The organism is Patiriisocius sp. (genome assembly GCF_051252435.1).
In the GTDB taxonomy this organism is placed as follows: domain Bacteria; phylum Bacteroidota; class Bacteroidia; order Flavobacteriales; family Flavobacteriaceae; genus Patiriisocius.
The window spans coordinates 75576-102486 of the sequence record NZ_JBPOFW010000009.1; the positions used below are offsets into that span (position 1 = coordinate 75576).

21 protein-coding genes and 1 tRNA gene are annotated in these 26911 nt (G+C 37.3%); 18 read left to right on the top strand and 4 right to left on the bottom strand.

The window, feature by feature from the left end:
* The first annotated feature begins 50 nt into the window (after nucleotides 1–50).
* From ACSHW7_RS15070 to ACSHW7_RS15080, 3 genes are all read left to right on the top strand, one after another.
* Complete coding sequence (locus ACSHW7_RS15070) at nucleotides 51–3074, top strand: tetratricopeptide repeat protein (RefSeq protein ID WP_435680195.1); 3024 nt, start codon at nucleotides 51–53, stop codon at nucleotides 3072–3074.
* Between the two features lie 112 nt (nucleotides 3075–3186).
* Nucleotides 3187–4926 carry a TonB-dependent receptor gene (locus ACSHW7_RS15075; protein WP_435680196.1) on the top strand — a complete coding sequence of 580 codons (1740 nt, stop codon included), beginning with the start codon at nucleotides 3187–3189 and terminating at the stop codon, nucleotides 4924–4926.
* 128 nt (nucleotides 4927–5054) lie between these two features.
* Nucleotides 5055–6686, top strand: coding sequence for an amidohydrolase (locus ACSHW7_RS15080; RefSeq protein ID WP_435680197.1), 1632 nt, complete (start codon nucleotides 5055–5057; stop codon nucleotides 6684–6686).
* Between the two features lie 71 nt (nucleotides 6687–6757).
* Here ACSHW7_RS15080 and ACSHW7_RS15085 read toward each other — a convergent pair whose 3' ends face one another.
* Nucleotides 6758–7567: a hypothetical protein gene (locus tag ACSHW7_RS15085; RefSeq protein WP_435680198.1), complete on the bottom strand. Its 810-nt coding sequence runs from the start codon at nucleotides 7565–7567 to the stop codon at nucleotides 6758–6760.
* 45 nt (nucleotides 7568–7612) lie between these two features.
* Between ACSHW7_RS15085 and ACSHW7_RS15090 the strand changes: the two genes are divergently transcribed.
* On the top strand, nucleotides 7613–8149 hold the full coding sequence (locus ACSHW7_RS15090) for a DUF2059 domain-containing protein (protein ID WP_435680199.1): 537 nt from the start codon (nucleotides 7613–7615) through the stop codon (nucleotides 8147–8149).
* Here ACSHW7_RS15090 and ACSHW7_RS15095 read toward each other — a convergent pair.
* Nucleotides 8121–8843, bottom strand: coding sequence for a class I SAM-dependent methyltransferase (locus ACSHW7_RS15095; RefSeq protein WP_435680200.1), 723 nt, complete (start codon nucleotides 8841–8843; stop codon nucleotides 8121–8123). The two genes, ACSHW7_RS15090 and ACSHW7_RS15095, sit on opposite strands and share 29 nt — an antisense overlap.
* Nucleotides 8844–8901: 58 nt before the next feature.
* On the opposite strand from ACSHW7_RS15095, the gene ACSHW7_RS15100 reads away from it, so the two are divergent.
* Both ACSHW7_RS15100 and ACSHW7_RS15105 read left to right on the top strand, forming a co-directional pair.
* Complete coding sequence (locus ACSHW7_RS15100; protein ID WP_435680201.1) at nucleotides 8902–9444, top strand: YkgJ family cysteine cluster protein; 543 nt, start codon at nucleotides 8902–8904, stop codon at nucleotides 9442–9444.
* A gap of 28 nt (nucleotides 9445–9472) precedes the next feature.
* Entirely contained in the window at nucleotides 9473–10015 is a 543-nt protein-coding gene (locus tag ACSHW7_RS15105) for a DinB family protein (RefSeq protein WP_435680202.1), read from the top strand.
* A gap of 19 nt (nucleotides 10016–10034) precedes the next feature.
* On the opposite strand, the gene ACSHW7_RS15110 is transcribed toward ACSHW7_RS15105, so the two are convergent.
* The gene (locus ACSHW7_RS15110; RefSeq protein WP_435680203.1) at nucleotides 10035–11330 is read right to left on the bottom strand and encodes an exo-beta-N-acetylmuramidase NamZ family protein; all 1296 of its coding nucleotides are present in this window, start codon (nucleotides 11328–11330) and stop codon (nucleotides 10035–10037) included.
* A 9-nt stretch (nucleotides 11331–11339) separates the two neighbouring features.
* On the opposite strand from ACSHW7_RS15110, the gene ACSHW7_RS15115 reads away from it, so the two are divergent.
* A complete protein-coding gene (locus tag ACSHW7_RS15115) occupies nucleotides 11340–12578 on the top strand; it encodes an ABC transporter permease (protein ID WP_435680204.1) in 1239 nt (412 codons plus the stop codon).
* A 312-nt stretch (nucleotides 12579–12890) separates the two neighbouring features.
* On the opposite strand, the gene ACSHW7_RS15120 is transcribed toward ACSHW7_RS15115, so the two are convergent.
* Nucleotides 12891–15830 carry a GEVED domain-containing protein gene (locus ACSHW7_RS15120; RefSeq protein ID WP_435680205.1) on the bottom strand — a complete coding sequence of 980 codons (2940 nt, stop codon included), beginning with the start codon at nucleotides 15828–15830 and terminating at the stop codon, nucleotides 12891–12893.
* Nucleotides 15831–16049: 219 nt separating this feature from the next.
* On the opposite strand from ACSHW7_RS15120, the gene ACSHW7_RS15125 reads away from it, so the two are divergent.
* The 11 genes from ACSHW7_RS15125 to ACSHW7_RS15175 all read left to right on the top strand — a co-directional run bounded on the left by ACSHW7_RS15125 (nucleotide 16050) and on the right by ACSHW7_RS15175 (nucleotide 26911).
* Complete coding sequence (locus ACSHW7_RS15125; protein ID WP_435680206.1) at nucleotides 16050–17030, top strand: PLP-dependent cysteine synthase family protein; 981 nt, start codon at nucleotides 16050–16052, stop codon at nucleotides 17028–17030.
* A 202-nt stretch (nucleotides 17031–17232) separates the two neighbouring features.
* The gene (locus tag ACSHW7_RS15130) at nucleotides 17233–18504 is read left to right on the top strand and encodes a DUF2851 family protein (protein ID WP_435680207.1); all 1272 of its coding nucleotides are present in this window, start codon (nucleotides 17233–17235) and stop codon (nucleotides 18502–18504) included.
* Between the two features lie 31 nt (nucleotides 18505–18535).
* Nucleotides 18536–18766 (top strand): PspC domain-containing protein, encoded by a 231-nt coding sequence (locus ACSHW7_RS15135; protein ID WP_435680208.1) that lies wholly within the window; start codon nucleotides 18536–18538, stop codon nucleotides 18764–18766.
* On the top strand, nucleotides 18763–19773 hold the full coding sequence (locus ACSHW7_RS15140; protein WP_435680209.1) for a potassium channel family protein: 1011 nt from the start codon (nucleotides 18763–18765) through the stop codon (nucleotides 19771–19773). The genes ACSHW7_RS15135 and ACSHW7_RS15140 overlap by 4 nt, the downstream gene beginning before the upstream one ends.
* A 98-nt stretch (nucleotides 19774–19871) precedes the next feature.
* Nucleotides 19872–21497, top strand: a complete 1626-nt coding sequence (locus ACSHW7_RS15145; RefSeq protein ID WP_435680210.1) for an alanine/glycine:cation symporter family protein — start codon at nucleotides 19872–19874, stop codon at nucleotides 21495–21497.
* 62 nt (nucleotides 21498–21559) lie between these two features.
* Nucleotides 21560–22459, top strand: a complete 900-nt coding sequence (locus tag ACSHW7_RS15150; RefSeq protein WP_435680211.1) for a ComEA family DNA-binding protein — start codon at nucleotides 21560–21562, stop codon at nucleotides 22457–22459.
* Nucleotides 22460–22532: 73 nt separating this feature from the next.
* On the top strand, nucleotides 22533–23690 hold the full coding sequence (locus ACSHW7_RS15155; RefSeq protein ID WP_435680212.1) for an acyl-CoA dehydrogenase family protein: 1158 nt from the start codon (nucleotides 22533–22535) through the stop codon (nucleotides 23688–23690).
* A 43-nt stretch (nucleotides 23691–23733) separates the two neighbouring features.
* A complete protein-coding gene (locus tag ACSHW7_RS15160; protein ID WP_435680213.1) occupies nucleotides 23734–25164 on the top strand; it encodes a carboxypeptidase-like regulatory domain-containing protein in 1431 nt (476 codons plus the stop codon).
* A gap of 116 nt (nucleotides 25165–25280) precedes the next feature.
* Nucleotides 25281–25475: a 30S ribosomal protein S21 gene (gene rpsU, locus ACSHW7_RS15165; protein ID WP_151674372.1), complete on the top strand. Its 195-nt coding sequence runs from the start codon at nucleotides 25281–25283 to the stop codon at nucleotides 25473–25475.
* Nucleotides 25476–25734: 259 nt separating this feature from the next.
* On the top strand, nucleotides 25735–26622 hold the full coding sequence (locus ACSHW7_RS15170; RefSeq protein WP_435680214.1) for a tyrosine-type recombinase/integrase: 888 nt from the start codon (nucleotides 25735–25737) through the stop codon (nucleotides 26620–26622).
* A gap of 216 nt (nucleotides 26623–26838) precedes the next feature.
* Nucleotides 26839–26911 (top strand) — tRNA-Thr (locus ACSHW7_RS15175).

The window sequence follows — 26911 nt, forward strand, 5'->3', positions numbered from 1 at the left end:
ACACACAGTGCGAAACTTATATCTTTAACCTAGCATTTAAACCCAAACTAATGTTGAAAAACCTCATTGCCTTAAGTCTATTTTTAGTACTTTCCACAACTTCATTTTCCCAACAAACAGCTTCGTTCACAAACGAATTGGTTGAATTTAACCAAGCCATTGAACTGTATAATAATGACCAATTTCTTGCGGCCCAGAGCCAATTTGAGAAGGTAAAACAAACAACCGATAGTGAGAGTGTTGAAAGTGATTGTGCATATTATATTGCCAATTGTGCGGTACGCCTTAATCAGCAAGATGCTGACCAATTGATGACCTCGTTTGTGTCAAATTACCCCACGAGCGTAAAACGAAATTCTGCCTACATAGACGTAGCAAATTATTACTTTGAGAACGGTAAATATTCTTACGCACGTAAATGGTATGACAAAGTAGATGCTTCGGGATTGAGTGGAAGCGAGCGTGACCGTTACAATTTTAATAATGGCTACGCATATTTTAAATCGAACAAATTTACGCAGGCAAAAAAATATTTTAATTTGGTAAGCACATCTCAAAAATATGGTTCGCAAGCTAAATATTACTTGGGATACATTGCTTATGAAGGAGACGATTATGAAGAAGCAAATGAACTTTTTGAAGAGGTAAAGGACGAAGAACGTTACAGCAAAGACATGTCCTATTATCAAGCCGACATGAATTTCAAGTTAGGCAAATTTGAGAAAGCGATAGAATTAGGCTCGGCTCAATTTGACCGTTCTAGCCCAAAAGAGAAAAGCGAATTGTCAAAAATTATAGGAGAAAGTTATTTCAACTTAGGTCAATACGCAGAGGCAATCCCTTATTTAAAGGATTATAAAGGTCAAAAAGGGCGTTGGAATAATACAGATTATTACCAATTGGGCTATGCATATTACAAGCAAGGAAAATATGCAGAAGCCGTGGGAGAATTCAATAAAATTATAGATGGAAAAAACGCGGTCTCACAAAATGCGTATTATCATTTGGCTGAATCTTATCTGAAATTAGACCAAAAGCAACAAGCATTAAATGCATTTAAAAATGCTTCCGAAATGGATTTCAGTAGTGAAATTCAAGAAGACGCTTGGCTCAATTATGCGAAAATAAGTTATGAAATAGGGAACAGTTACCAAAGCGTACCGCAAGTTATATTGTCATTCATAAAAAAATATCCCGACAACAAAAACAACGCTGCACTCAATGATTTGTTGATTGACTCTTACATCACCTCGCGCAATTATAAAGAAGCTATTGAATTATTAGAGAATAATAGTTCGTTTGAAAATAAGTTGGCATATCAAAAAGTAACATTCTATCGTGGAATTGAAGTGTATAACGAAGGTAATTACCAAGAAGCAAAATCATTTTTTGCAAAATCTTTAAAAGAACCTCGTGACCCTAATTTTACAGCGCGAGCAACCTATTGGAATGCCGAGAGCGATTTTCAATTGTCTAACTTCGAAGAAGCTGGCTTGGGCTACAAACAATTTATGCAACTCCCGGGAGCAAAGGGAACACTCGAATATGCAAACAGCAATTATAACATAGGCTACAACTATTTTAAGTTGAAAGACTATGAAACCGCCATTGAAAATTTTACAAAATTTACAACATCCTCATCTGCCGACGCGACGCGAAAAAAAGATGCATTTTTGCGTTTGGGGGATAGCTATTTTGTAACCAGTAAATATTGGCCAGCTATGGAAAATTATAATAAATCCATTGAGTTGAGCAGCAGTGATAATGATTACGCGGCATTTCAGAAAGCAATATGTTATGGATTTGTGGACAGGACAGATACAAAAATCAAAGAACTGGAGAGCTATGGAAATGCGTATCCAAAATCAATATATAAAGATGATGCTCTTTACGAATTGGCAAACACTTATTTAGCTCAAAATCGCAGCGCAGATGCCACACGTACCTATCGCAAATTGGTAAAAGAGCAACCCAAAAGTAGTTTCGTTTCAAAAGCATTATTGAAAGAGGCACTTATTCTCGACAATGAAGGCAAGAGCAACGAGGCATTGTCATTATTCAAAATGGTGGCGAGCGATTATCCTTCAACTCCCGAGGCTTTACAGGCGGTGGGAAGTGCAAAAATAATTTTTATTGATCAAGGTAGGGTAAACGATTATGCCACTTGGGTGAAAACTTTGGACTTCGTTGACATTGAAGATGCGGAACTCGATGACGCTACCTATCAAGCTGCCGAGCAACCTTATTTACAGAACAATGTTACTCAGGCAACAAAACGATTTGAAGATTATTTAAAGCAATTTCCCAACGGTCAACATGCAGTGCAAGCACATTTTTATTTGGGACAGATGTACTTCGGAAATGAGGCAGGCGTGAAAGCAATTCCACATTTTAAATTTGTGCTGGACAAAGAGCGAAATGAATTTACCGAGCAGGCATTAGCAAGAATTTCAGAAGTTTACCTCGCGCAAAAGGATTATCAAAATGCGTTAACGTATTTAACCCGTTTAGAGACCGAAGCAGATTTCCCACAGAATATCATCTTCGCGCAAACCAATAGTATGAAAGCGAGCTACGAATTAAAGAACTACGCGCATGCTGTGGGTTATGCAGAAAAAGTATTACAAAATAGTAAGATAGATAACAGTATTAAAAGTGATGCTCAAATTATCATCGCACGTTCGGCAATCAAAACGGGCAATGAGGTAAAAGCAAAAACTGCCTATGCTGAGGTCGCAAAAATTGCGACTGGTCAATTAGCTGCAGAGGCACTGTACTACGATGCTTACTTCAAAAATAAAGATGGAAATTTTGAAGCTTCAAATCAGACAGTTCAAAAGCTAGCAAAGGATTATTCGGGGTATAAATTGTTTGGCGCAAAGGGACTTGTAATCATGGCGAAAAACTTTTATGGATTGGGCGATGCGTATCAAGCCACGTATATTTTAGACAGTGTGATTACAAATTTTGCTGAATTCCCCGAAGTAGTTGCCGAAGCTCAAAAAGAATTGAACACCATCAAAACAGCCGAAGCTAAAACAAATTCATCGGTCGAAGCACCCAATAAAAATTAGATTCAATTAGTTGCATCTGGCACATTTCCGAAGAAAAACAAAAAAACCTACACCTAAATAATCTTATTGTATGACACATACAAATTTCAATATACATTCAATATTTAAAAGCTTGAAAAATCAATATTCGTTGTTGTTGTTTCTTGCTTTTGTTTGCACATTTCAAGCAGTTGCTCAGGATGACGATGACCCCCTAGGGACTGAGGTTGTAAACATTGTAAAGCCTTACACACCAACAATTAGTGATGCTTTTAAAGTGAAGGAAACACCTATATTGAATGACTCTGTGAGCGACCAAAAAAAGCAGGTGGAATATAGCATTTTCTCTGTGCCTGTGGCGTCCACATTTACACCTTCAAAAGGAAAAGCACAAACTGTAGAGAAAGCTAAAAAGATTAAATTATTTGATAATTATGCTACTTTAGGTTTCGGGAATTACACGACTGTTTTAGGCGAATTGTACAGTAATTTCCAATTGAGCCGTACCGATAATGTGGGCGTATTTTTCAAACATAACAGCGCTCAAGGCGATATTGATGAAGTGAGAGCACCCGCTAGTTTTTTTGATACGCAATTAGATTTGAGTTACAGCAGTCGTCAGCGAGATGCCTCGTATGGATTGGACGTGGGCGTGGAGCACCAATCCTACAATTGGTATGGAACTAACGATGCATTTAATCTGCAACCTGACGCATTTTTTGATGATACAGACTTTGCTCAAAATTATTTTAGTGCCTACTTGGGAGGAACCATTGATATTGAAAATTCCTTTTTTGACAAGGCCACTGCAAAACTTAGATATTTGGGTGATAGTTATAATTCTTCGGAAATTAACTTTACCGCCATGCCTGAGTTTGCATTTCCAATAGTAGATAATAAATTTAAAATAGGGTTAGATTTAGATTATTTAAGCGGAAGTTTTTTTGAAGATTTATTTACTCCCGGAACTAAAAAGTATAGCCAATTTAACGCAGGAATTCTCCCGTCGATTGATATTATTACAGACGATTTATCCCTATCATTAGGGGCAAAAGCGTACGTTGGAATGGACGGCGAAAATAGCGAAACCGATTTTTTTGTGTATCCAAATGTAGCGGCATCTTATCGTGTGGTCGATGAGTTAGTGATAGCATATACAGGCATTGAGGGAGGTTTGACCCAAAATACATTGTATGATTTTAAAGAAGTAAATCCTTTTATTTCGCCAACATTAGATATCGCGCCCACAAGTAAAACCTACGAGGCATTTTTAGGACTAAAAGGTAAATTGTCAAGTGCGATTGCCTATAACTTGCGGGCTTCATATGCTAGTGAAAACGACAGGAGCTTATTCAAAGCAAATCCATATACAACAGCACCATTGGATACAGAAGGTTATAAATATGGAAACTCATTCGGTGTTGTTTACGACGACATAAATACCTTGGGAATCTTCGGAGAGTTAAAGGCCGAAATTTCTACCAATTTCAATATAGGAGTGAATGGAACTTTTAATAGTTACAGTACAGACACCCAACTCGAAGCGTGGAATCTACCGTCATTGCAAGCAACGGTTTTTAGTACCTTCAATATTACAGAAGAATTTTACGGAGGCGCATCCTTATTTTATGTGGGAGAGCGCAAGGACCAAGATGACAATCTTTTAATAAATAACATTGTTTTAGATAGCGGAGTGGTGACGCTCGATGGTTATGTTGACGCCAATGTTCACTTAGGATATCGCCTTAGTGAGCGCCTTTCTATCTTTATGAAAGGAAGTAATTTAATAGGTGGTAATTACGAAAAATGGTATAATTATCCCGTGCAGGGCATTCAAGTTTTGGGTGGAGCTACTTATAAGTTTGATTGGTAATTTGATTTGATATTTTACAGAATGCTTCTTTTGGATTTTAATTTCTGAAAGAAGCATTTTTTATTTGGGCTCTTCGGAAATTTGCTTCGGCAGAATCCTTATTTTTACCTAAACCAAAATCATGTGTTATGAAATATTTCTATTTGCTCCTTTCTATTTTCATTTTTTCAAATTGTGCCCCCGATAAAATCGAAGCCGATTTGTTGGTCAAAAATGCTAACATCTATACCGTAAATGAAAATTTTGAAATGGCGAAATCCTTTGTTGTCAAAGACGGAAAGATTTTAGAAATAGGTATCAAACCAGAACTTGAACTCAAATATAAATTCACCGAAATTTTTGATGCCGAAGGAAAAACCATTGTTCCCGGTCTCATTGACGCACATGCACATTTGCTCAATTTAGGTGTTACGATGCAACAAGTCAATTTAGTTGGGACAAAAAGTTTTGAAGAAGTAGTTGAAAGGGTGGTTACATTTCAGAAAGAAAAACAAGCCGCGTTTATCACAGGGAGAGGTTGGGATCAAAACGACTGGGAAGTAAAAGAATTTCCTAATAAAAAAATGTTGGACTCATTATTTCCAGACATTCCCGTGGCATTGACACGAATTGATGGACACGCGATGGTGGTAAATTCGAAAGCCATCGAACTTGCAGGGATTACAAATAAAACTAAGGTAGATGGAGGAACGGTTGTCTTGAAAGACGGAAAACTTACAGGTGTACTCGTTGATGCACCAATGGAACTTGTATGGAATATCATTCCGCAGGAATCAAAAGAATTTTACGAAACTGCGCTAAAAGAAGCAGAGCAGGTTTGTTTGTCCTACGGATTAACAACGCTCGATGATGCAGGATTATCGCGCGAGGCCATTGAGGCTATTGACGCTCTGCAAAAAAATGGCGAAATGAATTTGAGGATTTATGCAATGATTGCCAACACACCCGAAAATTTAAACCATTTTCTCCCCAACGGAATCATAAAAACCGATAGACTCAACGTGCGCTCTGTAAAAGTATATGCAGACGGTGCGTTGGGATCGCGAGGTGCTGCTATGCGTAAAAGTTATAGTGATGCGGAAAATCATTTTGGCGCAATGATAACGCCCGCTGCAAGATTGGATTCACTTGCAATGGTTATAGCTGCGGCTGGCTACCAAATGAATACACATGCCATTGGAGATTCGGCAAACGTGGCGGTGTTGCGAGCGTATAAAAAAGCATTGGAAGGTAAAAACGATACACGATGGAGAGTGGAGCATGCGCAAGTTGTGACGCCGGTGGATTTTACAGAATTCTCAAAAAATATTATTCCATCCATTCAACCTACACACGCAACTAGCGACATGTATTGGGCGGAAGATAGAGTGGGAGCGGAGCGAATTAAAGGAGCGTATGCATATAAAACATTATTGGAAAATGCCGGGATTGTGGCATTGGGAACAGATTTCCCGGTGGAGCAAGTAAACCCAATGTTTACATTTTATGCAGCGGTTGCTAGAAAAGATTTAGAAAACTATCCAGAGGATGGTTTCAGAAAAGAGGAAGCGTTGAGCCGTGAAGAAGCATTAAAAGGGATGACAATTTGGGCAGCATATGCTAATTTTGAAGAAGATGAAAAAGGAAGCATCGAAACGGGTAAGTTAGCCGATTTTACGGTCCTTGACCGAAACATCATGGAAATTCCAGAAGACAGCATTCCAAAGGTGTTAACCGTTGCTACTTTTATTAATGGTAAAAAAGTGTATTCGAGAGATTAGTTACATTTCCGAATAAAAGAAAATGGCTCAAATCTTTAAGACTTGAGCCAATTTTTATTCAGAAATATATATTATCTACCACCTTTTGCCTGTAAATCTGCAAGGCAAAGTTCTGTGTCAAATTGTGGTACGTTTGCACGTTGTTTGAGTCGCTCAATCATTTGTTCTACTTGTGATTTCCCTAAATTTGAAGCTTCAAAATACATCAAACAATCTTCGATTACACAATGTTTTGGATGGTCTAAATCTTCATGCACTCCTGCAGGGTGGATGTCATCTTCCTGTATATTAACTAGCCCTAAAATATGCCCAAATTCATGGTGCAGTGTAGTTGATTCTAAAAGAGGTAATATGTCTGGGTTTGTTTCATCTGCGGTAATTGTGATAAGTGTGTTTTGATACACTACAACACTGGTGTTTTGATAGGCCGTTCCTAAGGTTACCGTAGTGTCTGTATCATTATCAGAACTCCCAGAGGCGAAATAAACGAAAAGTGCTATATTATCCCCAACCGTATATTGTGTTCTAATATTTGTTTCAATATCACGTATTTCAGCAATTGTAAAAGGAGCGCCAGGCTGATTTGTAACGACAGTTTCTACAAAGTTTACACCGCCACTTTTATTTACTCTTTCCAGAATAAAAGCTTTAAAAGCATTTATGGATTGTTGTGATGGTTTTTGATTATTGGTGTACGCCAACTCAACTGTCAAACTCTTGTAGGTCTCGTCTGATAGAATGTCTCGTGCTGAGGTACCCAATGCCTTTAAGTTTTCAGCTCTCGGGTCTTCTACGGTATCGTTATTATCATCACTTTTGCAAGCAGTAAAAATTACTGAAACAAAAAGGAGGATGGAGAATGTAATTTTAAATCCTTTCATTGTATAAATTTGTATTTTAGCAAACATAACTTTTTTCAATTCATTATGAACGTACGCTATTTATTTTTAACGGTTTTTTTAACCATTTGTTTTTCGGCAACAGCACAAAAAAACGATTTTCAACAGGAGGTGATCAATTATTTAACTACCAATGGAACCGTAAAACAATATGAAGGTGTCTTCGACGATATGTTTGTTGTCATCAAACAGCAATTTGCAGGTGCAAATATTCCCGATAGCGAATGGAAGGCTTTGCAGGCGTCAAAATCAAAAGATGTTGACAAAGCAATTAGAATGTTTGCCTCGGCATATAGAAAGCATTTTGACCAAGAACAAATTATGGAAATGAACCAATTTTTTGGCACTCCGGCAGGCGTTCAAATGCGTATGAATCCTGAAGGTTTAAACGCTGACCAACGTAAAGAAGTAAAAGCTTTTTATGATAGTGAAGCAGGGCAAAATTTAAATGCGTTAAGTGCAGAGTTAACGACCGATGTCTCTCAAATAAGCGAATACTGGAGCCGTGACTTGTTCAATGAAAAAATGAACGCGCTCATTGCAAAGGGTTATTCCCCGCAATAGTTAGCTTGGCGAGATAGTCAAAATGTGCTCCGTGGCTAATAATTTCAAAATCAAAACCGTTGCTCGTAGCGGCAGTTTCAAATAAAGTAGGGTCAAGGTAGAGCCAGTTAAAGGGTTCGCCTTTTTCTTTTTTATAACGTATTGTGAAAGTCAACTCGCCATAATATCTATCGCTTGGCACCCAAATTGAACCATCTTCTCCTTCATCGTACATATATTTTATGTCGCTGGTATCCATCAAAATTTGACCTCCTTCGTTGAGCAACGTTTTTAAATGTTGTAGGTATGCCGAAACGTTACTCAATTTGCTAAAGATGCCTGTGCCATTCATCAACAGTAAAATGGTATCAAATTTTTGATTTTCGAGTTGCAGCAACTCAATTTGTTTTACGTTTTTAACACCCCTTTCTTTTGAAACTTTTATGGCACCTTCCGAAATGTCAATCGCCAAAACATCCAGTCCTCGATTTTGAAGATACAAGGCATGGCCGCCTGCGCCACAACCCACATCGAGTGTTTTTCCTTTTGCTAATATTAATGCTTGTTGTTCGAGAGGTGGCATCTCTTCAAAACTACGGAAAAGGTACGGCAGCGGCATTTCATCTTCTTCTGAAATATTTGTTTCGGTGATGATGTCTTCGGTATAATTTCCGTGTAAATAATCTAATAGTGCGGTGCCCAGAATATCTTTCATTGTTGAAATTTCAGAAAAAAGAAACTTTGTTTGCGTTTTGAACGTTTACTTTTGTATCATGGAAGAAACGTTACGGGAACTCCCTAAAAAAGCCAAAGATAAACATAACGAGCACAAAAAGTATTTTGCAAAGCTGAAGAAAAAACCGCCCAAAAATCTAGACTCGATCATGGTGGAATTGCATGACGCGGAATTTGCAAAAACCGATTGTTTGACGTGCGCCAACTGTTGTAAAACGACGAGTCCGATTTTTACTGCCAAAGATATTCAGCGCATTGCAAAACATTTTCGCATTAAAGAACAGCGTTTTATTGAAATCTATCTTGAGGTCGATGAAGATAATTTTCATGTGTTGAAATCTGCGCCGTGCACCTTTTTAGCAGACGATAATACGTGTTCCATTTATGACGTACGTCCAAAAGCCTGTGCCGAATACCCGCATACAGACCGTAGGGATTTTCATAAAATTAGCGAGATTACTTTAAAGAATACCGCCATTTGCCCTGCGACTTTTAATATTGTGGAAGCAATGCGAAAAGCCGTTGATGTTGGGATGAATTCAAAAGGTGCGAAAGAACGATTTAACGGCGGGAGACATTGAAATAAAAATAATTAACAAAAGAAATATTATGAAACGAATACTATTTATAACAACGATACTGCTATTTGGTTCGTTTGTTTCTCCTCTCTTTGCACAGCAGGACAGTTTTATAAAAGATTTTTTAGAGCGATTTGAAAATTCTCGCAAGTATTTACTTCTCGTTGCCGAAACTATGCCGGAAGAAAACTATGAATTTAAAGCAACGCCAGAGTCACTTTCTTTTGCTGAAAATTTAATGCATATTGGTTTTGCAATAGATTGGCACAGTCAGTCTTTATTGGGAGGAAGAGCATCGAGAGAATGGAAAACAGATACTATTTATAAAACAGCCAATAAAAGCAAAGCTGAAATGATAGCAACCATTGATAAAACTTTTGATGAAGCTACCGAGTTGATTGAAAACTTTGACGCAGCTCAACTTGATGACGAGCTTGATTATTTTGGTTTGAAAAGAACAAAACGACAAATTTTTCTACTGCTCGCAGACCACATTACACACCACAGAGGGCAAATGTTCGTCTATATGAGATTAAATGATCTTGTTCCACCTCGATATGTTTTGTTTCAGTGAAACACTCAATAAAAAAATATTAATCATAAATTAAATACTGTTTTCTCATTGCGTCGTAGTCTTTTATACCTTGTTCCCACGTTTCTCTGATTTCTTCTGAATTTAGCCCTTGTTCAATTTGTTGTTGTAATCTAGTTGTTCCTGCTAAGGTTGTAAAAAATGGAATAAAGAAATCCTTTTTTTTGCCGTTGGCAGCATAAGCTTCAATGAGCCAATCCAAGTTTATTTTGTTTAGTTTTGGGTGGTTTGTCAAATCTTTACCATTACAGAGTTCTCCTTTGAATTTTGGGTATTTTGAGCCTTCGTTTGCTTGGGGTGTGAATTGATACTCGTACAGTTTTGCTGGCAGGCTCGGTGCCCCAAAAATTTGAAATTGCTGATCCGTTCCTCTTCCCGCGCTAACGATGGTACCTTCAAAAAAGCAGAGGCTAGGGTAGAGGTTGATAGCAATATCATTGGGTAAATTGGGTGATGGTTTTATGGGTAAGGAATACGGCATCGAATGGTTATAGTTTTCCATTTCAATAACCGTGAGGTCGCATTTTATTTTGTTTTTTAACCAACCTTCGCCATTAATCATTTTTGCATATTCTCCCATGGTCATTCCGTGGACTACGGGAATGGGATGCATGCCCACAAAACTGGTATGCTCCTTTTCTAAAATGGGACCGTCAATGTAATGTCCGTTTGGGTTGGGTCTGTCGAGTACAATTACTGGAATCCCAGCTTCGGCACAGGCTTCCATAACGTAATGCAGTGTTGAAATATAGGTGTAAAAACGCGCCCCCACGTCTTGAATATCAAATACCATTACATCGATACCTTCGAGTTGTTCGGGAGAGGGTTTTTTACTTTTTCCATAAATTGAAAGTATTGGAATACCAGTTTTAGCATCAACTCCATCTTTCAACAATTCTCCTGCATCAGCTTTTCCTCTAAAACCGTGCTCTGGCGCGTATACTTTTTTGATATCCATTTCCCAAGCATTAAGATAATCTACTAAATGCATCGGTCTAACAATTACTTTTCCCTGATCAATAGCAGGTACAATTGTATCAATAATAATTGATGTTTGATTTGCAACTATACCAATTTTCTTACCTGCAATTAATCCATAATATTCCTTCGTTCTATTCGCACCAACGATAATCTCTTTATTCTTTCCTCTTTCCTCTATCTTCTTTGAAGCAATGTCCAATTCTCCACTTTTTGCTTCTAGCTTCCCGCTCCCAGCTTCCCGCTCTCCCATATTTCCACACGAAAACAATCCTAAAATCGTTATAAATACTATATTTTTGAGAACTGTTAAACCCATACGTTACTTGTGAATTTCGAATTATTTATCGCCCGCCGCGTTGTTGCTTCTAAGGATTATAAAAGTAGCATTTCGGCACCAATAATAAAAATTGCTATCGTGGCAATTGCGCTGGGTATGGTAATGATGTTGATTTCGATTGCAACGGGCGTGGGACTTCAAAAAAAGATTCGGGAAAAGGTTTCGGCGTTTAATGGAGATATAATTATTACAAATTTCGACACTAATTTTTCTGATGATTCGCAAATTCCGGTATCCAAAACGCAGGAATTTTATCCCGATTTTAATATTTCCGATAGGGTAACACACATACAAGCCACCGCAACCAAAGGAGCTGTTATTAGAACAGAAACCGATTTTGAGGGCATCATCGTCAAAGGGGTGGGCGAAGATTACAATTGGCAATATTTTGGAGATTTCTTGACCGAAGGTGCGTTGCCAGATTTTACCACTGAGAATGAAAGTAACGAAATCTTGCTTTCAGAATTCTTGGCAAATAGGTTGCAATTAAACGTAGGCGATAAAGTATTGACGTATTTTTTTGACGAGCAAAGTTCAAAACCACCACGCACAAGGGCCTTTACCATTAGCGGGTTGTACAACAGCGGGTTTCAGGAATTTGATGCACAATTTATGTTGGCCGATATTAGACACATTCAGCGATTGAACAAATGGGAGAAAGACGAGATAGGTGCTTTTGAATTGTTTGTGGACGATTTTGATGAGGTTCAAAGCATTGGGAATACCGTTTACGATGGCGTGGGAAGTACGTTAGATACCCAGACAATACGGGAGAAATTCTATTCCATTTTTGAATGGCTGGATTTGTTTGATTTTAACATTGTGCTCATTATTACTTTAATGATTGTGGTGGCAGGGTTTAATATGATTACGGCATTGTTGGTCTTGATTTTAGAGCGAACTCAAATGATTGGTGTTTTAAAAGCGCTGGGGAGTGATAATTGGAGTGTGCGCAAAATTTTTATCTACAACGCGATGTACTTGGTGGGTGTGGGCTTGTTTTGGGGTAATTTGATTGGGATAGGGTTACTTTTGTTGCAACATAATTTTAATTTATTTCCTTTAAATCCTGATACATACTATGTGGACCAAGCACCTGTCTACCTTGCTTGGGATTATATTTTGGCGCTCAATGTGGGCACATTTGTACTTTGCTTTTTGATTTTATTGATTCCCAGTTATATTATTTCAAAGATTAGTCCTGTGAGGGCTATAAGGTTTGAGTAAATGATTTGAGAATAAAGTTACGGATAAATCTAATTCTAATTACTGCAATAATTTAAACCAATTACCTTTCTGTTAATTTTCGTTTTCTTCGGAAATATTAATTTCATTGACTCCACTTAACTCTCTTTATTTTATTCAGTTTATCATATTTGAATTCTAAACATCTGTATGACTAGGTAAGTTTAAAATTTAAAGGATTTCAATTATCTGAATGTAATATATTTCCGTAGAGTAACAATAATCAGATTACATTATAAAAAAAAAGAGTCCTAACTTTAAAGTTAGGACTCTTTACTATTTCAATGAGTGTTATTACTTAACAATTACTCTCACTGTTTTGTTTAATTCTCTATCTCCAACTTGGAAGAAATAAACACCTGATGCTACATATGACATGTCTATTGTCTTTTTGTATCCAGACCCTTCATTTTCTAACACATAATAGGCTAATTTTTGACCTAATGTATTGTAAACAGTTACAGGTAAATTATTAGTATATGATGTAGTATTGAATTCAAGATTAAAATTCTCGTTATCAGCACTAGTAACTATAAGTTGCGCATCATAAAATACATCATTAATACCTAGTTCATCTGTTACGTTTGCTGTGTAATCCTCCGTTTCACCAAATGTTGTTTCCTCACAAGCATCTGCAGGAACTGGAGCATTCCAGTTAGTTTTAACACGCATTCTGTGCATGCCTAAAGGTGCACCAGCAGGTATTGTAACTTGTGTCGTTTCAGTGTAAGTTCCGGTAGCTTGTCCGTTAGCAATTTCAAAACCACTTAGGATTAACTCGTCATTAGTAAATGTAAAATCATCATTAAAATCAACCCAAACATTTACGAACTGATCACCATATCCTGTGGTCAATGTAATATCATACGTTCCTTCTTGCGCTAAATTTGCTACAAGAGTACTGAAATCACCATATCCATCGGTTTCACAACCGGTAGCATTGTTGATTTCTGCTATACTAACTAATCTCAATCCATCCCCCAAAGTACAGTCTGCACCTGGTTGACATAAAAAGTTAGATACAGTTTGCTCTCCTAAACAATCGTTTGGTTGAACTGAATCACCTGGAAGTCCAGTACATGCATCAATTGTGTAATCTCCTAATCCTGATAAATCTACCGTAGCTGTAAAAGTATAATCTTGAGACTCACCTTGTGCAAGTGATCCCGTAAAGGTTTCAATTATAGAAGTTCCTCCGTTCAATGTATAATTTACTGGGAAATTACTTTGAGTCGCGCTACCAAAGTTAGTCACTGTAATTGTAACTTCTTCAGCATTTGACAATCCAGATGCAGAAACAGGACTTACTAGTTCAGTAACACCAACATCATTTAAAAATAAGTGGGTTACATCTTTTGTAAATGAATCATTGTTCGGGCCTTCATCTCCTACTAGTGCAGTTGCAGCAGTAATTGAATAAGTTTGACCCTCTGTACTTAAGTCTGCTGTTGCAGTAAATGTATATTGAGCACTTGTTGATGAGGCAATTGTTCCAGCAAAAGTTTCAGTAATTGTAGCGCCACCATCAACCTGGAATGTTACTGGAAAACCAGTTGCATCATTGATTCCAAAATTAAAGATAGTAACTGTAACATCTTCCGTAGCAGTTAAAGCACCATCTTCGGGTGTGTCAATATTTACAACTCCTATATCGTTATCAAAATCTGGAGCGATTTTAAATCTACCAACATTTGCCGCTCTTTGGTTATTAGGGGTGTCAACAGTGTGTATTTCATTTGTGAAATAGAACGTTGCGTCATCAGTTGGGTCGATATCAATTTTACTATAATCCCCATATCTACTACCAACAATTACACCATCACCAATTACAATAGGTTCCTCTGAAATTGTCATCGTATTTAACGGATCTGAAGCAAATCTACCAGTATAATAAGAACTGACATTTGTTGTTCCTTGACCAGCGATACTCATTCCTGTGTATCCCATTCCAATATTTCCAGCTCCATCCATCATTAAAGATGCATTCCAGGCATGTTTGTTATCTGGGCTTTCATAAGTTCCTTCTTGATACAATGTCCAAGGCGCTCCGTCTGCAGCTTGACGGAATTCATACCATCTTACCGCTGCTCTTTTTCCTGCAGTAGGGTCTGTGTCGATAACATGGTTAAATACAGCTGAATTGTAAGTTGGGAATTTTCTGAATTGTGCTTGATTCATGATAATTCCTTGAAGTGCATCTAATGTTCCTCCGCCTGGGTTAGGTTGAGTCAAATTTGCAAAACTACCTCCATCAAAAATAGAAGTAAAGGGTGTCACTTCGATTTCTTGTGGTGTACTGATTGTCGAATTTCCTGGATTTGCAAAATCTACATTAGCATTCCAAAATTTTATATGGTCAACTGTTACACCGGCATATGCATCATCTTGAAAAAAGACTATAGGAGCATTTCCTGCAGCTGGCATATTACCATCTGTTACATTTAATGCCTGTGGGCTTGCAAATCCAAATGTAGCAATACCTGGTAAAACAAATCCTTGTATTGAAGCAGTAGGGTTACCTGCTAGCATAGCTGCTCTATCCATTGCATATAACCTGTTTCCATTTGATTGGTCTGTCAAATAATAACCGTCGCTCCAAACAGAAACTTTGTTATAATCGTTAACGGTAGGAATGTTGTAAATGTTCCAATCGGTTGTTAATGGATTTCCAGTTTGAGAAATAGCCATTTGTACTCCATTTCCTAAGAAAGAGATGACCCATCTATCAGCAGCATTATCATATGAAACCGTTAAATCACAGCATCCATCAGATGGAAAAATAGCTGGAAACGGATCTGTATCTCCTAAAAGTTCACCACCATCTTTATCAAAAATTGCGAATGCAGTATTCCAAACGACAAATACATGGTCAGGACCTACAGCTAATGCTGGGTCAGTAGGGTTTGAGCCTGTGTAACCTGCATCCCATACAGCTGTTGCAGCCTTCCCAGGGATTTTTCCAGTTAGTGGATGTTGATTCTGTGAAAAATAATCTGGTTGTACCCCTTTTCCTGGAACTACTTCTCTTTTGGGTTTTTTAGGGTTAGAGCGTCCATCTTGAGCTTCTCCTTTTGCAAAGCCGGGAGTAAGTTCATTCATTCGTGATTGTAATGAGGGAGTAACACTCACGAGTGTTGCTTCACCAACAAAAGTGGGTTTTTGTTCTGTTTCTTGTGCAGTCATCGTAGCAAATGCCACGAATAATGAACAAAGAGTTAAGAATTTTGTTTTCATAAATTAAGTTTAAATACGTTTATTTTTATTGGGGCTCAATATAATTACTAATAATGATAAAATAGATTTTTATAAGTTAAATGTGTGAAATGTAATCCTATGGTTTTAATGGGTTTTTATCATAATTATTATTTTCTGAAATGTTTTTCAAGCATAATTTTATCTATTCTGAAATCCTTATTTTTAGAAATAGTACCTTTGCGCTTTCAAAAATAAACTATGGAATACGCAGAAAATATATTAGGCACAATTGGTAATACGCCTCTTGTTAAAATCAACAAACTTGCTGAAGAAATCCCTGGACTTGTCCTCGCAAAATATGAAACATTTAACCCTGGAAATTCGGTAAAAGACCGTATGGCGTTGATGATGATTGAAGATGCTGAAGCTGATGGTAGACTGCAACCGGGAGGTACTATTATTGAAGGTACATCTGGAAATACAGGAATGGGTCTGGCACTAGCGGCAATTGTTAAAGGCTATAAAATGATTTGCGTAATTAGTGATAAACAAAGCAAAGAGAAGATGGATATTCTTCGCGCTGTGGGAAGTGAAGTAGTCGTTTGCCCAACCGATGTCGCTCCAGATGATCCTCGCTCATATTACTCAACCTCTGCGAGATTAGCTAAGGAAACACCTAATTCTTGGTATGTTAATCAATATGACAATCCGAGCAACACAAAAGCACATTATCAAAGTACCGGGCCAGAAATCTGGAAGCAAACCGATGGCAAAGTAACGCACTTTGTTGTAGGCGTTGGAACGGGTGGTACTATCAGCGGTGTAGGTAAATATTTAAAAGAACAAAATCCCAACGTTAAAGTTTGGGGGATTGATACCTACGGAAGCGTTTTCAAAAAATATCACGAAACCGGAATTTTTGACGAGAAAGAAATTTACCCGTATGTGACCGAAGGAATTGGAGAAGACATCCTCCCAAAAAATGTAGATTTTGATATCATTGACGGATTTACAAAAGTAACCGATAAAGATGCTGCTGTTTGGACGCAAAAATTGTCCAAAGAAGAAGGGATGTTTTTAGGAAATAGCGCAGGTGCGGCTATGAAAGGTGTTCACCAACTCAAAGAACATTTTACTAAAGATGATGTAATAGTAGTTCTTTTTCATGACCACGGAAGTCGTTACGTAGGAAAAATGTACAATGACGATTGGATGAAAAAAATGGGATATATTGAATAAAAGGATTCAGGACTTAAGGGACACAAGAACCAAGACTTCTTTTTTTGTCTTGCTTCTTGCAGCGAGCGAAGCAAGTGGTCTTGATTCTTGTTTTAAATTGTAAAAAAATGTTTTAAAATGAGACGATTCAAATCTCAACAGAATCGTCTCATTTGTTTTTTATATCTTTCACAATCGCAACGCTCCCCGCAACGTATTTTCTATGAAAGAGGATTTCTTGCACTACGTTTGGAAATTTCAAAAATTTAACACAAAACAACTTACCACAACCTCAGGAGAAGCGATACATGTCGTGAAGGTCGGGATGCACAATAACAATTCTGGCCCCGATTTTTTTAATGGGCAAGTCGTAATTGCTGGTCAAAAATGGGCTGGTAATATTGAAATCCACTTAAAATCGTCTGACTGGTTTGCCCACCACCACGAAATTGATACCGCCTACGATAATGTAATTCTTCACGTAGTTTGGGAACATGATGTTGAGGTGCATCGCAAAGATGGAAGTATAATTCCTACATTAGTATTAAAGGCTTTAGTCTCTTCGGAAATTTTAAATACATATAACAGTCTTTTTAAAAAAGGTAATAAGTGGATTGCCTGCGAACACCGTTTCCATGAAATTGACGATTTGACAATGAACCATTGGATTGAGCGATTATACATTGAACGCTTAGAGGCTAAAAGCGAGCTCATGTTGCAGCGTTTAAACGCATTGAACAATCATTGGGAAGCATTGCTTTTTGAAATGCTCGCTAAAAACTTTGGACTCAAAATAAATGGTGAAGCATTTTTGAGCATCGGGCAATCCATCGATTTTAGTGTAATTCAAAAATGTAGAAGTGACGCCAAAACCCTCGAAGCTTTATTGATGGGGCAGGCTGGTTTTTTTGATTCTGAAATTGATGACAACTACTTTAAAACTCAAAAAGAAACCTTTCAATTTTTACTTCGGAAATTTCAATTGGATGCTACTTCGGTGATTGCTCCAAAGTTTTTTAGATTAAGACCTCCCAATTTCCCTACAATTAGGTTGTCCCAATTGGCGAATCTTTATCATACGAAACAATCCCTGTTTTCTGAAATAATGAATATTAATGATATCTCTCAAATGTATGATGTGTTTAAAATTTCGGCTTTGCCCTATTGGAATGCCCACTATAATTTTGGGGTAGCTTCAGCAAAAAGTACGCGTTTGCTTACTAAAAAGTTCATTGATCTATTGATTATAAATACGATTATTCCGCTTCGGTTTTGTTATGCTTTGTATGTTGGAAAAGATGAAACAGAAACACTATTCTCAATGGCGCAGCAAATTTCGGCAGAGAAAAATAGTATTGTCAATTCTTTCAATGCGTTGAAACCGGTTGCTAAAAATGCGATGGATAGTCAGGGTTTGATTCAGTTGAAAAACGCATATTGTGAAGGGATGAAATGTTTGCAATGTGCGGTGGGTAATCAATTATTAAAAAAGTGAAATTTTGCTTTAAATGTTGTAATTTGGTCGTGTGCTAAACAGGATATACAACATACGGCATTACTTTGAACGCAACGGCTATTATGTGTGCGCGCGCCTTGCAGATAGGCTTGGCATGCGCGCAAAAAGTGTGCGTTTGTTCTTTATATATGTGTCTTTTGCAACTGCGGGAATTTGGTTTGCCATCTATCTTACATTGGCTTTTTTGTTGAAATTAAAAGACTTGGTGTACACAAAACGGACTTCGGTTTTTGATTTATGAGAAGGATATTTCATTCAAAAATATATTTCGCACTTTTCTTATTGGTCGCAGTATTTGGGGCTGGGGTTATTGGCTATCGCTACATTTCAGATTACTCTTGGGTGAACGCGTTTTACATGACGGTCATCACGATTACTACGGTGGGATTTGGAGAGGTGCAGCCCTTGAATGATATGGATAAATTGTTTACATCCATTTTAATTCTTTCCAGTATTTTTATTGTTGCATTTTCCATAAGTGTGATTACCGAACATATTTTGAGTAAAAATAACATAGGGAATTTAAGAGAAAAAAGAGCTCATAAAATGATAGATAAAATGAAAAACCACGTCATTGTTTGCGGTTACGGGCGTAACGGTAAGCAGGCCGCTCAAAAATTATTGGACTACAAACAAGATTTTGTAGTGATTGAAAAAAACCATGAGGTAGTCGAGAAATTTTCGGAAGATGGAATGTTGTTCGTCGAAGGAAATGCCAACGAAGATGAGGTGCTCATTGAAGCCGGACTTGATAGAGCGAGTACAATTATTTGCGCTTTGCCAAGTGATGCTGATAACCTTTTTATTGTTCTTTCGGCAAGGCAAATAAATCCAGGTTTAAAAATAATAAGTAGAGCAACCGAGGAAACAAGTTACCGAAAAATGAAACTTGCCGGGGCAGATAATGTCATCCTTCCAGACAAAATAGGTGGAGATCATATGGCATCTTTAGTAGTAGTGCCAGATTTGATTGAATTTCTAGATAATTTATCCATTTCGGGAGATGATGATAGTATTAACGTGGAGCAAGTATCATTTGAAAATGTGTGTCCATCGGGCAAAGAACAAGCGATTCAAGATTTAGATATTCGGAAGAAAACGGGTTGCTCCGTGATAGGTTATAAAGGGCCATCTGGGGAATATGTTGTAAACCCAGAGCCGTCTCTGGTTTTGGAAAGGGGTTCAAAATTAATTTTGATAGGTCGCCCCACACAGATTGAAAGTTTAAAAAATCTATACAACGTTTAGATTACCTTAACATTTTAACGGGCAAACCGTTTGAGTTTTGGCTATTTTTTAGCATATTGCTTGTCTTAATAAAAAAAACTAATCAATACATACCCATCATGAAGAAATATCTTCTTTCCCTATTTGCAATAATCATGCCTTTACTCACTTTTGCTCAGGAGCTTACAACTTCTGAAAAGATTGATGCAAACTTTAAGAGTTGGACGGGTTGGTTTGTAGATGCAATTTTTTATGAAATTCCATTTTCAGAATCTTTTCAAATTCCTTGGGTATTGATAGTTTTAATGGGAGGAGCTATTTACTTTACCATTTATTTTAAACTTATAAATATCACTGGTTTTGTCACTGCTTTCAAAGTTGTGAGCGGCAAATATGAGGATATTGAAAAGCATGGAGCTGATACCTTATACGGGGATGTAACTCCTAATGAAGGAGAAAATATTATAGAAACGATTCGTGATGATAGTGCTGACGGGGAGGTTTCACACTTTCAGGCTTTAACAGCGGCACTTTCGGCAACCGTGGGGCTTGGTAATATTGCTGGGGTTGCTGTGGCACTTTCTATAGGTGGCCCAGGTGCAACTTTTTGGATGATATTGGCAGGTTTCTTGGGGATGGCTTCAAAATTTGCTGAATGTACTCTAGGAGTTAAATACAGAGATGTAGGTGAGGATGGAACTGTATATGGCGGGCCTATGTATTACCTCTCTAAAGGATTAAAAGAAAAAGGAGCTGGCGGTCTTGGTAAAGTTCTCGCTGTATTATTTGCCATTTTTGTGATTGGTGGGTCTTTCGGTGGTGGAAATATGTTCCAAGCAAACCAAGCGGCTGCCCAGTTTGTAAAGCTATTTGAATTAACGGGTGGAAATGCTGGGATGTATTTTGGAATAGGAATGGCAGCAATTGTTGCTGTTGTAATTATTGGGGGTATTAAGCGTATTGCATCTGTAACTGAAAAAATTGTTCCATTCATGGCAGGTATTTACGTGTTGGCTGCTCTCGTTATTTTAGCGGCAAACTTCACACTTATTGATGATGCTTTTGCGCTTATTTATAATGGTGCATTCTCTGGATTGGGAATTGCCGGTGGACTTATTGGTGTAATGATTCAAGGAATTCGTCGTGGTGCATTTTCAAATGAGGCAGGTGTAGGTTCTGCTGCGATTGCTCACTCAGCAGTACGCACTAAATATCCAGCAAGTGAAGGTATTGTGGCGCTTTTAGAGCCTTTTGTTGATACTGTAATTATTTGTACAATGACTGCGCTAGTAATTATTATCACAAACTTTGACGGGGGATTCATGGAATATGGAGTTGAAATCAAAGAAGGAGTAGAACTCACGGCAATTGCATTTGATAGCGTAATACCTCACTTTTCAATTGTGTTGACAATTGCGGTAATATTATTCGCATTTTCTTCCATGATTTCTTGGTCATATTACGGAATGCAAGGGTGGAAATATCTTTTTGGCCGCGGAAAAGTAACCGATTTGGTATACAAAGTATTGTTTTTAATTTTCGTTGTTATTGGTGCTTCAATTAGTTTAGGTGCGGTTATCAACTTTAGTGATGCTATGATTTTTGCGATGGTGGTTCCAAATATTATTGGTGTTATTTTCTTAACACCAGTTGTTCGTAGGGAACTTAATAAATATATGACAGCAATCAAGACCAAAAAAGAGGCTATAGATAGTGGTGCTGATGATATCAATAAACATATGTAAGAGTTGACAGTACACTGATACCATTTTTAAAACTCCCCAGTTGCTAAAAAACTAGGAGAGTTATGAAAAATTTTAAATCCCACTTCGAATATTCAAAAAATGAACGAAGTGGGATTTTTATATTGTGTTCAATCATAGTGGGATTATTAGTTTTTCTGAAATTTTACAAACCCACACAAGTACCACTGTTAGATATTTCTTCTCCGGAAATAGTCTCCAGCCAAAACGAGATTGATTCATTAAAGCTTATAGCGATAGAAGCAAGAAAACCAAAGATATATCCATTTAATCCCAATTTTATTACAGATTACAAAGCCTACACATTAGGTCTCTCAACCGAAGAGTTTGACAGGCTCAAAAATTTTAGGGAAAAAGATAAATGGGTAAATTCGGTTTCAGATTTTAAAAAGGTTACAAAGGTAAACGACTCTGTTTTGTATAAAATTAGCCCGTATTTTAAATTTCCAGATTGGGTAACAAACCCTAAGTCCAAATATGTTTCAAACACCTCGTTTCCGAAGAAAAATTTTAAAGATTATAATAAAGAATTGCCGTTTGAACAAAAAATAGATTTAAACATAGCAACCGCCGAACAACTCAAAAAAGTGTACGGAATTGGCGACGCCCTAAGCGCGCGGATCGTTAAAGAGCGAGAAAAGTTGGGAGGCTTTTCTAACAATGACCAATTATACGGCATTTGGGGATTGAATGATTCCGTAGTACAGAAAACCTTGCTTCAATTTACGGTAAAAACACCAAAGGTCATTGAAAAGATAAACGTCAATACGGCATCAGCTTCAGACATCGCCACGATAAAAGGTATATCTTTCGATTTAGCTGCTGAAATATGGGAATTCAGAACCCTGCGAGAACGAATCAATTCGTTGGATGAATTGCAGAAAATAGACGGAATCACTTCTTCCAAATTAAAGCTAATTGCATTATATTTGTCTGTTGAATAATTTTTAAAATTTCAGCATATTATTGACAAATCGACATTTATTTACAATCATATTATTAATACCGCAATAGCAAATGTATTTTACCGAAGAGCATGAGTTTTTTAGAAAGAGTTTTCAAGATTTCTTAAAGAAAGAGGTTGTACCGCACATTGAAAAGTGGGAGGAAACAGGAACGATAGATAGATTTATTTGGGAGAAGTTTGGCGAAATGGGCTATTTTGGTCTGGCAACCCCTGAGGAATATGGAGGGTTGGATTTGGATATTTTTTATACCATTATCTTCATTGAAGAATTACAAAAAATTAATAGTGGTGGTTTTGCAGCCGCAATGTGGGCGCACGAATATCTTGCAATGACGCATCTTAATAAAGAAGCAAATCACGAACAAAAATTAAAATATTTAGCACCAAGTGTAACTGGAGAGAAAATAGGATGTCTGTGTATTACCGAGCCCTTTGGAGGAAGTGATGTCGGAGGTATGAGAACTACTGCGGTTAAAAAAGGAGATACGTATGTTATCAATGGTTCAAAAACATTTATTACAAACGGTATTTACAGCGACTACTTAATCGTTTGTGCAAAGACGAGCCCAGAGTTGGGAAATAAAGGAATAAGTATTTTTGTAATGGATAGAGATATGCCTGGTATTAGTGCAACTAAGTTAGATAAGCTAGGTTGGAGAGCAAGCGATACAGGGGAAATTGCATTTGACAATGTGGTAATTCCAGCTGAAAACTTGTTAGGTGAAGAAGACATGGGTTTTCCTTACATTATGCAACACTTCGCATTGGAGCGTTTGATTATGGGAGTAAATGCACATGCACGAAGCGAGTGGGCGCTAGAATATGCCATTGCTTATATGAAGGAACGTACCGCTTTTGGAAAACCAATTTCAAAATTTCAAGCATTGCGTCATAAAGTAGCAGATTTATCCAGTGAAGTAGAAATGGCAAAAACGTTCAATTACGTTACTGCGAAAAGGCTTAACGATGGTGAATATGTTGTAAAAGAAGCTACTATGTCAAAATTAGTTTCAACAAAAATAGCAGACGCCGTAGCTTATGAGTGCGTGCAGTTACTGGGAGGTTACGGTTATATGGAAGAATATCCACTGGCACGTAATTTGAGAGACAGCAGATTGGGACCTATAGGTGGTGGTACTTCCGAAATTCTTAGAGAAATCATTTCTAAGATGGTCATCGATGGAGTAGCGTATAAGCCTGCAACATAATAGAATATCGCCCAAAGCGTTCTATCTTTATAAACAACCTACAATGAAAAACTCTTTATTTAAAAAGGCATCATTACTTTTGCTCTGTCTTATTTCTTTTAGCGCTGTTTCTCAAATTGATATCAACGGAAAAGTTGTAGACTTTACAACCTTTGCTGGTATTGAAAGCGCGAGTGTGTATGTTCAAAACAGTACCATAGGTACCATCACAAACGCCGATGGTAATTTTGCTTTAACTGTACCAGAAAAGTTTGTGAATGATACACTGGTTATTTCAAGTATCGGTTTCAAGAGTTACAAAAGCGTTGTAAAAGATTTTGATGCTTCCATGGATCTATTCCTTGAAGAAGATGTTGCTTCTTTAGATGAAATTGTAATCGTCGCAGAAACACGTCCAAAAACAGGAAACGATATTGTACTCCGTGCCATCGAAGAACTACCCGAAACATTACCCGATAGCGCCTACATTCAAAAAGGATTCCTTAGACACAAAGAGAGAAACTCAACCGAATACAAATGGCTTATTGAAAGTGCCATAACATTATACGATGATAGCTACGAGGCAGGTGCGAAAAAAAACCTAAGGATTAATGTTGACGAAACCCGTAAGAGTTACGATTTAAGAGATGTGGACAGTCTGTATGCATATACCGCATATCTTAAAAACAGAACCCGCAATAAAAAATTACAAAAAAATAATTTAAGGCGAGATACCATCTCAACTTCAAGTTTAGTAAAAGCTATTCGCTGGAATGACGAGCGCGTAAATGGGCTCGATAAATTATTTAGAGGAAAAATAAATCTTATCAGAAATGCAAACGAGACCGGAGCCATTTTCGGTAACGGACTTTTAGAAAGACAGCAATTTAAGCTCGATACTGTGTTGGTTGAAAATGACAAGAAACTTTATAAAATCGAAATTTTAAAAGGAAAAGACTTTGTGGGTCTTAATACACCCGATATTTATAACGAAGGTTTTGAAGCAAAAGGTTGGTTGTATATTGACTGGGATACTTGGGCAATCAAGAAAGTGGAATACCAATTGATAGCGGCTTCAGACAATCAAAAGAAACGAAGTAAAAGTCTTTTTGGAACTTTGCTAAATCACAAATTGGTGCTGACCTATATGGAATACAACGGCAGGATGTACCCTAAATACATCTACTATGAGACTCCAAAACTTGTTAATGCAGGTGACCGTTCTTCAGACCAAACCGATAAAGAAGGAAACCCCACACAAGACAAAACAGAATTCTATTACAACACCGTACAAGAAATTGTCTTTACCGAAATCATCACAGACCCAGAACTCATTAAAGAAGAGCGCTCAAAGCAGTGGAGCGAAGACATCTTTTCGCCACAACCATATCACCCAGAATTTTGGGAAGATTACAATGTATTGTTAGAGAGTAAAGAAGAGGAGAAATTAATTAGAGACTTGACATTGCGGGCAGGATTGTTTAGAGAACAGTAAGGATTGCTTCAGAAATTTTTATTTTATTTAAATTTCAGAAAAAAATCAACTACCTGTTTTGAAGTTTCAAATTAAGTAGTATTTTTGCGGTCCAAAAGAGAGGAGGTTATGACACTATGTTAATTATACCAGTTAAAGACGGAGAAAATATAGACAGAGCGCTTAAGCGTTTCAAGCGTAAGTTTGATCGTACAGGAACTATGCGCCAGCTACGTGCACGTCAGGCATTCTCAAAGCCATCGGTTGTGAGAAGAAAAGAAATCCAGAAAGCACAGTACATTCAAGGACTTAGAGATGCAGAAGAAATCTAGTCTCATGCAATCCTAAAAATAAATAAAGACCGCTACTTTTAAGTAGCGGTCTTTTTTAATGAAACCCACTTTTAAAAATTTGTGTTTACTCAAATTATTTAAAAGTACAAGTTGAATTGATCCCGCTTTTGCAGCGGGATTTGTAATTACGTGAATTTGTTATTTCAGATTTTTATTGAAATAATCTGTTTGGTCACCTAACTCAAAGCGGTTTATTTGTAATTTTATCGCAAAGCGGAAATATAAAACACCCAAGAAATTGTCACTATCGCCATTTATAGATTATTTGACGCTCGAGAAAAAATATTCGGCGCACACGGTGATGGCATATAAAAATGATTTGGAGACGTTTTTTAATTTCGGAAAGGAGGAATTTGAAATTACGTCCTTGGCCGAAGTCAATTACCCCATTGTTCGAAGTTGGATTGTTGCATTAGTAGATTCAGGTATTTCAAACAGAACCGTCAACCGAAAAATTTCATCATTAAAAACCTACTATAAATTTCTGCTCAAAATAGGGGAGATTACTGAAACTCCTTTAGCAAAACACAGAGCCCTTAAAACATCAAAAAAGATTCAAATCCCTTTTTCGGAAACCGAGGTGAATGACGTTTTGGAGCTATTAAAAGGAGCAGATGATTTCGAGGGCTATCGCAATAAATTGATTGTCGAGCTTTTCTACAGCACGGGAATGCGCCGTGCGGAATTAATAAATTTGAGGATAAGCGACATTTCCGAAGTAAAAAAAACAATCAAAGTTTTAGGGAAACGTAATAAAGAGCGAATAATCCCATTGCTTCCTTCGGTTCTAAAAACAATTGGTTTTTACCTCGGTTTTAGAAAAGAGGTTGATACTTATAGTTCGTCATTTTTGCTAATAACAGAAAAGGGCGAACAAATTTATGAAACACTAGTCTATCGAGTGATAACCTCTTATTTTGATATGGCTTCAGAGAAGATTAAAAAGAGTCCGCATATTTTAAGGCATTCTTTCGCTACACATTTGCTCAATGAGGGGGCAGAGCTGAACGCTGTGAAAGAATTGCTTGGCCATTCTAGTCTCGCCTCGACGCAGGTCTACACACATAATAATATTGCCACATTGAAAGAGGTGCATAGGGGCGCGCATCCTCGAAATTCGGAGTAACAGAAATATGATGAGTTTTAACTAATTTTTTTCTTCAAAAAGTTTGCACACATCTTTGATTTGAATATTTTTGCACCGCATTTGTGATGAAGAAATAATTACAATTTTTTTTCTGAAATTTGTTTTGTAAAAAAGATAAATTACATACATTTGCAATCCGTTAGAAATAGCGGACTTTTTTATGCTGATTTTTTCAGTCTAAAATTGGTCAAAAAGGCCGATGTAGCTCAGCTGGCTAGAGCAGCTGATTTGTAATCAGCAGGTCGTGGGTTCGAGTCCCTCCATCGGC